We start from the raw sequence: 7,184 nt of genomic DNA on the forward strand, positions 1-7,184 counted from the left end.
TTGAGGCTGATTCTAGATGACATTTTTCGGATGCGAAAAATAACCGCTTATTGTAAGGAGTCAATGCAATTTGATTGGTAACTCCTGAAGATTAACGACTAATCTTCAGGAGTAGCTAGAGATAATGGTCTTACTTCTTCAGAAAACTCATTATCTTAAGAAGTTTACAGAAAAATTAATACAACTTCCTTAGATAATGCTGATTCAAGTCAATAATTGTGAGTACTGGATAGAAATGTGCATTTTCAATTCTATAGAAGAAGATACTGATGCTTATTCAGATTGGTTGAGCAATAAAAAACTGCGTCCATACATTATTTTAAATAAGAAAAATAACTCTGCAGCCAGAAGAAACTCCGACATGGCTCATGAATCTGAAAGTTCCACAAGCTAATGGAAAAGTGGTTTAAAAGTAGTAGTATTGCCCAAATTTGTATACAAATAAGTCTGAATAAGAGAGACTAAAAATAACATTAGAAACAGCTTTAGTGTTTCCAAAAAAAATATTCAGGAGGAAAAATAAATGCTCATTCATGCTACAGAAAAATACATTACAGAGATTGAAAAGGCAAAAGGGATGTCTCTTGCAATGAGTTCACATGAAAGCAGCGGAAGTTCATGGGTAGCTCATGTCGTTATTTTAAATAGAAGAAAAGCTCAAGTGCTTATGCATTCTGAAACCTTACTCACGCTGGTAGCTTGGCCTCTCAAAAAAGAGGAACTGAGTAAGATCGAGAGAATTATTGATTATGTCAGACACAATTACTTTGATTATTTAGGTCTTAACTGGGTAAAGCAGATGGAGATAGAGGACGAAATAGAGAGTCGGGATATTACCTTTATAAAAGAAGAGAATCCGGGGCTTGTGAGTTACTTAGAAGATACAGTAGATTTTTTGAAATCAGCAGTTAGAGTATATGATGATGAAACGATTTTGCAGTTGAAATTAATGGAAAAAGTGAATAACCGAATGCTCACTAATCCTGATGGATCAACAGATACCCCTTTAAATAAATGGGAAAACTTTTTAAGCGATAACGGTTTAGGTGAGAACCTTATTTTCACACCGCCAGTTGTAGAATTAAAGGTGAGTCTTAAATTAGATACTGAACCAGATGTCATCAGAAAACTGCATGTTCCTATGACTTATACATTTAATCAGTTGCATCGTATTATACAAGAAGCATTTATGTGGAACGATTATCACTTGCATCAGTTTGTTTTTGATAGACCGAATGACATGTCCGTTTGTTTAGTAGATGATGATGAGTCTTTTGGGTATAAAGAAAGATTTCAAATTATGAAGTACGATAAAGATGTGCAGTTGATTGAATACCTTCGTTCAGGAGACGTTTTTACTTATGAATACGATTTTGGCGATGATTGGATACATGAGATTGAAGTGACTGAAATTATTGAAAATGCCACTCTTCGCACAGCACGTGTAGTAGAAATGAAAGGCGATCCGGTACCTGAAAATGTAGGAGGAACTGGCGGTTACGCAGAATTCAAACGGGTCATGTCTGATCCTACCGATGAACAATACGACCACTTTTCGCTTTGGAGTGAGAGATACAGAAATCGATTATCTATCCATTCGATGGATTGGATAAATAGAAGTATAGATAGATTTTGATTATCTTATAAATGTGAAATTGATTCTTTCTCTAAGAATATTGGACAAATAAAGTTAGTGATGCCTGAACCAAAAAAATCGATTTATTAGAAATAGAAGCTTTAACTATTCTTATTGATACAGCTTTTTTAGCGGATTTGTTTTGCTTTGAAATAGAGTACTTTGATTCATTTAAGCGCAGTTATACCAGCTATAAATTAGAAAATAAGAACATCCTTCGTCTTCGAGATGGAAGTCAATAAAAATATACAAGCAGTAGCTGAAATGTTAGGAAAAATGAAACCTGATAGAGTCAAAAAGCAAACCTTCTAGGTAGGGTTTGCTTTTTTTAAACCGCACTGGTAGGAAGTATTTACTCCAGCTCTTTATTCTTAAAGAATCATTATATCCTGAATTCCCGGATTGTGTAACGAGAAACTACGAAATTCCGCGCAAATACTGTAAAGTTACGTCGTTACAATTTTTAAAAGTATAACGATGTATTCTTAAAAAAATCACGGCCAGACCTTGATATTACAGCATTTCTAAATTGACCTAGTTATAAATTATGGGAACTTAGGTTATATATAAAAATTCGATATTACACCTTATAAGAGTATAACGCTACTATATAGAAAATGATTCAGGAAATTTGTATACATATAATCGTGAATATGCTACAATAAAAACAGATAAGGAACGTACGTTCTGTATGTCTGTCGGTGTCTATATACGTTTCAAACAAGAAGATAAAAAGTTGACAATAGGACTAAAATAGATTATAATTTAGATAATCTTAATGAAGGGCTGAAGTTCAGCCGACCAAAAGGAGTCCTGTAAAAAGGACTCCTTTTGTGTTTTAGGAGGAAAATAATATGGGTGAAAAACCGTTCAAAACGATTAAAGAACAAATAAATATTTTAAAAGATAGAGGTCTCATCTTTCTTTCTGAAGAACATGCAGAAAGTGAGCTTCTTAGATATGGTTACTATGAAATTATCAATGGTTACAAAGATTCGTTCCTAGAAGAAGCAAGCCTGTCTGCTAATGAAAGATACATAGACGGAACGACCTTTGAACAAATTTTTGCTTTATTTCAATTTGACAAAAATTTGCAGCACTCTATCTTTAAAGCAACTATCGAATTTGAACGGATTATTAAAACAGCGATTAGTTATGTGATTAGTGAGAAATATGGATCTAACCAGAGAAACTATTTAATTCGAGAAAATTATAAGAATGGCAGACGAAGTTATTATCAAGGAAAAAGCGAATATGAAATTGATCAGCTGTTTAGAAAGTTTAACGTAATTCCGAAAGAAGTCTCCCCCTTCTAAACGCATGGGTGCGAAGCACCAGTGAAACTGGGAGATGAATGTCGATCAAGCGATAGCTTGAGGTGGTTAATCTGTCCTTTATGGCGTATACTATAATCAGTAGTAATCAACAAAAAGGGAGTGACCACAGTGGAATTGGATGACAATAATCATTCAGTCTTCTTGATGTATTACCATCTGGTTTTAGTTGTGAAATACCGAAGAAAAGTCATCACCCCCTCTGTTTCGGATTATGCAAAAGATATGTTTCTAAGAATTAGCACAACATACAACATCACCCTTATTGAGTGGAACGTTGAAAGAGACCACATTCATATCCTGTTCAAAGCCCAGCCTAATACAGAATTATCCAAATTCATCAATGCCTACAAAAGTGCCAGCTCTCGACTCATAAAAAAGAACTTCCCAGAAGTGAAGCGGAAATTATGGAAAGAAATGTTCTGGTCGAGAAGCTTCTGTCTAATGACAACAGGCGGTGCTCCAATTGAAGTCATCAAAAAATATATCGAAAACCAGGGCGAAGTGAGGTGAAGAATATGTTAAAAGCTTATAAGTATCGACTCTACCCAAATGAAGAACAAAAAAACTATTTTGCGAACTGTTTTGGTTGTGCCCGCTTCATTTATAACCAAATGCTTAGCGACAAGATCGACCACTATAAAGAGACGAAACAAATGCTCAACAATACGCCCGCTCAGTACAAAGAAGAGTTTTCTTTTATGAAAGCGGTTGATAGTCTGGCTTTGGCGAACGCTCAGCAGAATTTGGAACGAGCCTACAAAAATTTCTTCCGGGATAAATCCATTGGATTTCCAAAATTCAAATCCAAACACCGTTCAAAAGCGAGTTATACCACCAACAATCAAGGGGGAAATATCCGAATTGAAGATGGTAAAATCAAACTGCCTAAAATCGGGTTTGTAAAGCTTGTCCAGCATCGTACTTTTCAAGGCAAGATTAAATCTTGTACGATTTCAATATATAAATCGGGAAAGTATTTTATATCCATTCTTGTGGAATCAGCAGACGAAATGCCCCAATGGGTTGAACGGAAGATCGGGATTGATTTGGGTGTTTCGGATTTTGCGATCACCACCAATGATTTAGGTGAGACAGAGAAGCACAAAAACCCAAAGCATTTGTATAAATCTGAAAAGAAACTCAAAAAAGCTCAGCGTTCTTTATCTCGCAAACAAAAAGGTGGAAAGAATCGCAATAAAGCCCGCTTGAAGGTAGCAAAAAAGCACGAAAAGATTGCCAATCAACGGAAAGATTTCTTGCACAAGTTGACGAAAAAGATAACGGACGAAAACCAAGTCATCGTTATCGAAACGTTGTCCAGCAAGAATCTGATGAAGAATCATAAACTGGCAAAAAGCATTAGTGATGCAGGCTGGTATGAATTCGTCCGCCAATTGGAATATAAATCCAAGCAAAAAGGACGGACAATTATTAAAGCAGACAGGTTCTATCCGTCCAGTCAGATTTGTTCGAGTTGCGGACACCGAGACGGGGAAAAACCGCTCCAAATTCGGGTATGGCACTGCCCGACTTGCGGGGAATGCCTTGACAGAGATATCAATGCCAGCAAAAATCTCTTGGCGTTGGCCAAGTAAAAGAAAATCAATGAGGCAGGGACTGCCTTTTGAGCCTACCCCTATCCGATTCCTCTGTCTGTATGAAATCTGTGCAGACAAGAATGGAGTTCGTAGGAAGCCCCCACTTCAAAATCCAAAGGATTTAAGTGGCGAGTAGTTCACGAATGATAGATAGTTCAGATCCTTATGTATATATTAAAGTAGGTTTGGAATTTGAAATTGAAAAGTACAATGTAATTTATCCGAATGAACTAGATAAACTACTGAAGTTAATGTGTATAGATAGATATAACATGATGAAAGTCGGTATACAACTTCCTGACCATGATTAAATCCTAAGGAGACCATTATGGATTACACAACCTTTATGAAAGCTATTGATAAACAAATAAAAAATATGGATGAACAAATGCTTCGTTCATGGATAAGAGACTATGCTCGGAAACTGCCAGAAAATAGCAGATATCATTTTTTAGAGCAATTCAATGAATCGGAATTTGAAGACAAACGGGTAATAGCCACACAGATAGAACATTTTGAAGAGTGGATTAATAGTGTTCGTTCTGAGGAAGTGTTTGTCTATCTTGTGTTAAATGAGTACTATGATGACTGGCACGATGAACCAGATGATGAATTCATTGATGTAAAGGACCCACTAGATGTCTTTGTAGGGTTTAAAGAGGCATGTCAGTTAGCAGAGAATTTAATAGAAAAAGAGATGTATCAGGAAGCAAATGAGTTGTTAGTTAACTTAATCTCAATTGATATTTTTGCATTAGCTGTTCTTGAAGACCAGTATGATGATATCCATTATGACACTACTTTTGAAAATGTAGAATTATTCGATCAGACATATACTGACCGGGATTTTTTTATTCGCTTGTGGCTGTATGCTATAGCAAGGGGTTATACAGGAGAAGAACGGTTGGAAAAGCTATACGAAGTAATGAAAGCGCACCATATTGTTGATATTGACAAGATGAAAACAGTCGGAAAAGAAGAAGTTAATACCGCTAGTTTTGTGGATGAGTGGATTGACTTCTTAATCAGACAATCGGGAAGACATGCATATGACTCATTGATACAGGTTTGTGCTTCATACAAAAATATAAACTTTTTAGAAGATAATATTGAACGTTTCGGTCTGCAGCATCCTCAACTTTATCTCAATTTGCTGGCTAATAAACTGGATCTTCTTTATATTGAAGAGCGGTTAAATGATGGGAGATTTGTTGCCTGGTTTAAACCAAATGAGGTAGAAGAAAAAGTAAGTCAACTATCCCAAAAAGAATGCGAAGACATTTTAGAATTCATCCATTTTGCTAGAGAGAATATGCCTGGGAAGTTGTTTATAAAGTCAGAAATAATGGAGGTTGGCTATACGATTGCGAGTCACTTAAACCATTCTTCTGACATGAAACGATTCAGACACTTAGCCTTTGTTAACCGTTCAAGTCCGATAAACTATTTGTATTTAAGACCTTATCTTAACCCTGGTGAAGAAGTAAAAAAGGTAATAGACTATTGGTCTAATGATGTAGCAAAAGAGACTAATCAAAAGAATTGGGATAATTATTTAACTGAAAACACATTGACCGAAAATGAATATAACAGTATTCCACTTTTTACTGGGGATGCTTTTTCGTTTTACATAAACTGTAAAGAAAATAAAACGATTCTTGGTTGGAGCTATGACAGTATTGGTCTAGCTATTCCATTATTTTTACTGCTGCTTAGACAAACGGACGAAGAGTCACCTGTTAAAGGAATAATGGAGGATGAGGTAAGGAGCCGTTTAGTGACTCATCCAAGAGATCGAATCATTTTTAACCGGCTGTTCAGACAGCTGACACACACAACGTCTCTTTCTGAAACCGAAAGAGAAGACATACTGAATTGGATTAAACAAACGCTAGATAGACGAACAGAGGCATTGCTGAGGGAGAAAGTTAGAAATAGCTACCATAAAGCAGCAGAACTAATCATCGCTTACGGAGAACTCATCGGATCCATGGGTAATCCCGGAGCCAAAGAAACAATCGCAAATGACTATCTCAAAAAGTACAGCCGATTCAACCGCTTTAGAAAAGAAGTGAAAGAGTTGTTGTAGGATTTACAAAAAATCGAATAGCGAGAGGAACAGAAATAGAATTAATCGTGTTATTGTATAAACGAGTTTATAGAGTATGAGGTCACATTTTTGTCTAGCAGAAATATCTACATTTATTTTAGTAGTCATAGGCTGAAAGTAATTGTTCTCAAGAAAAAATAAACATATGATGTGCTAAGTGTAAAAATAAACATATGATGTGCTAAGTGTAAAAATAAAATGTAAAACAGCAGACAAGACACAAAATGTCACACTTTGTGTCTTGTCTGCTGTTATTGATTATAATTAACTTTTTTAGAAGAAGTTTTGAATAACTTCGCTTATTTTCTCTATTAAATCTGATTTTAAATGTGTAAGTGGAGTTCCTATAACCCGGGAAGTGGGATCAATACTTCTTATCACTAGTGTTGCATAAAACTTAGAATAAATAGGTTTTATAGGTTGTTACTTTTATCACAAGTAGTTTTCGTTAAAATTTCCAAAAAAGTCAATTGCTGGCGCAAGGGATGACTTTTTCCAGAAAT

General features: G+C 35.5%; 5 protein-coding genes. All 5 read left to right on the forward strand.

The genetic code is table 11. The annotated features are described in order from the left end of the window. Positions 1 to 523: 523 nt before the first annotated feature. Positions 524 to 1,636: a plasmid pRiA4b ORF-3 family protein gene (locus ACYQ4S_RS10045; RefSeq protein ID WP_459770934.1), complete on the forward strand. Its 1,113-nt coding sequence runs from the start codon at positions 524 to 526 to the stop codon at positions 1,634 to 1,636. An 854-nt stretch (positions 1,637 to 2,490) separates the two neighbouring features. Next, positions 2,491 to 2,952: an Abi family protein gene (locus ACYQ4S_RS10050; RefSeq protein WP_346025140.1), complete on the forward strand. Its 462-nt coding sequence runs from the start codon at positions 2,491 to 2,493 to the stop codon at positions 2,950 to 2,952. A gap of 129 nt (positions 2,953 to 3,081) precedes the next feature. Continuing rightward, the gene (gene tnpA / locus ACYQ4S_RS10055) at positions 3,082 to 3,483 is read left to right on the forward strand and encodes an IS200/IS605 family transposase (protein ID WP_346025139.1); all 402 of its coding nucleotides are present in this window, start codon (positions 3,082 to 3,084) and stop codon (positions 3,481 to 3,483) included. A 5-nt stretch (positions 3,484 to 3,488) separates the two neighbouring features. After that, a complete protein-coding gene (gene tnpB, locus ACYQ4S_RS10060) occupies positions 3,489 to 4,568 on the forward strand; it encodes an IS200/IS605 family element RNA-guided endonuclease TnpB (RefSeq protein ID WP_459770936.1) in 1,080 nt (359 codons plus the stop codon). A 349-nt stretch (positions 4,569 to 4,917) separates the two neighbouring features. After that, positions 4,918 to 6,660: a hypothetical protein gene (locus ACYQ4S_RS10065; protein ID WP_459770938.1), complete on the forward strand. Its 1,743-nt coding sequence runs from the start codon at positions 4,918 to 4,920 to the stop codon at positions 6,658 to 6,660. Positions 6,661 to 7,184 lie beyond the last annotated feature (524 nt).

It is taken from the genome of Alkalibacterium sp. s-m-28 (genome assembly GCF_054658175.1).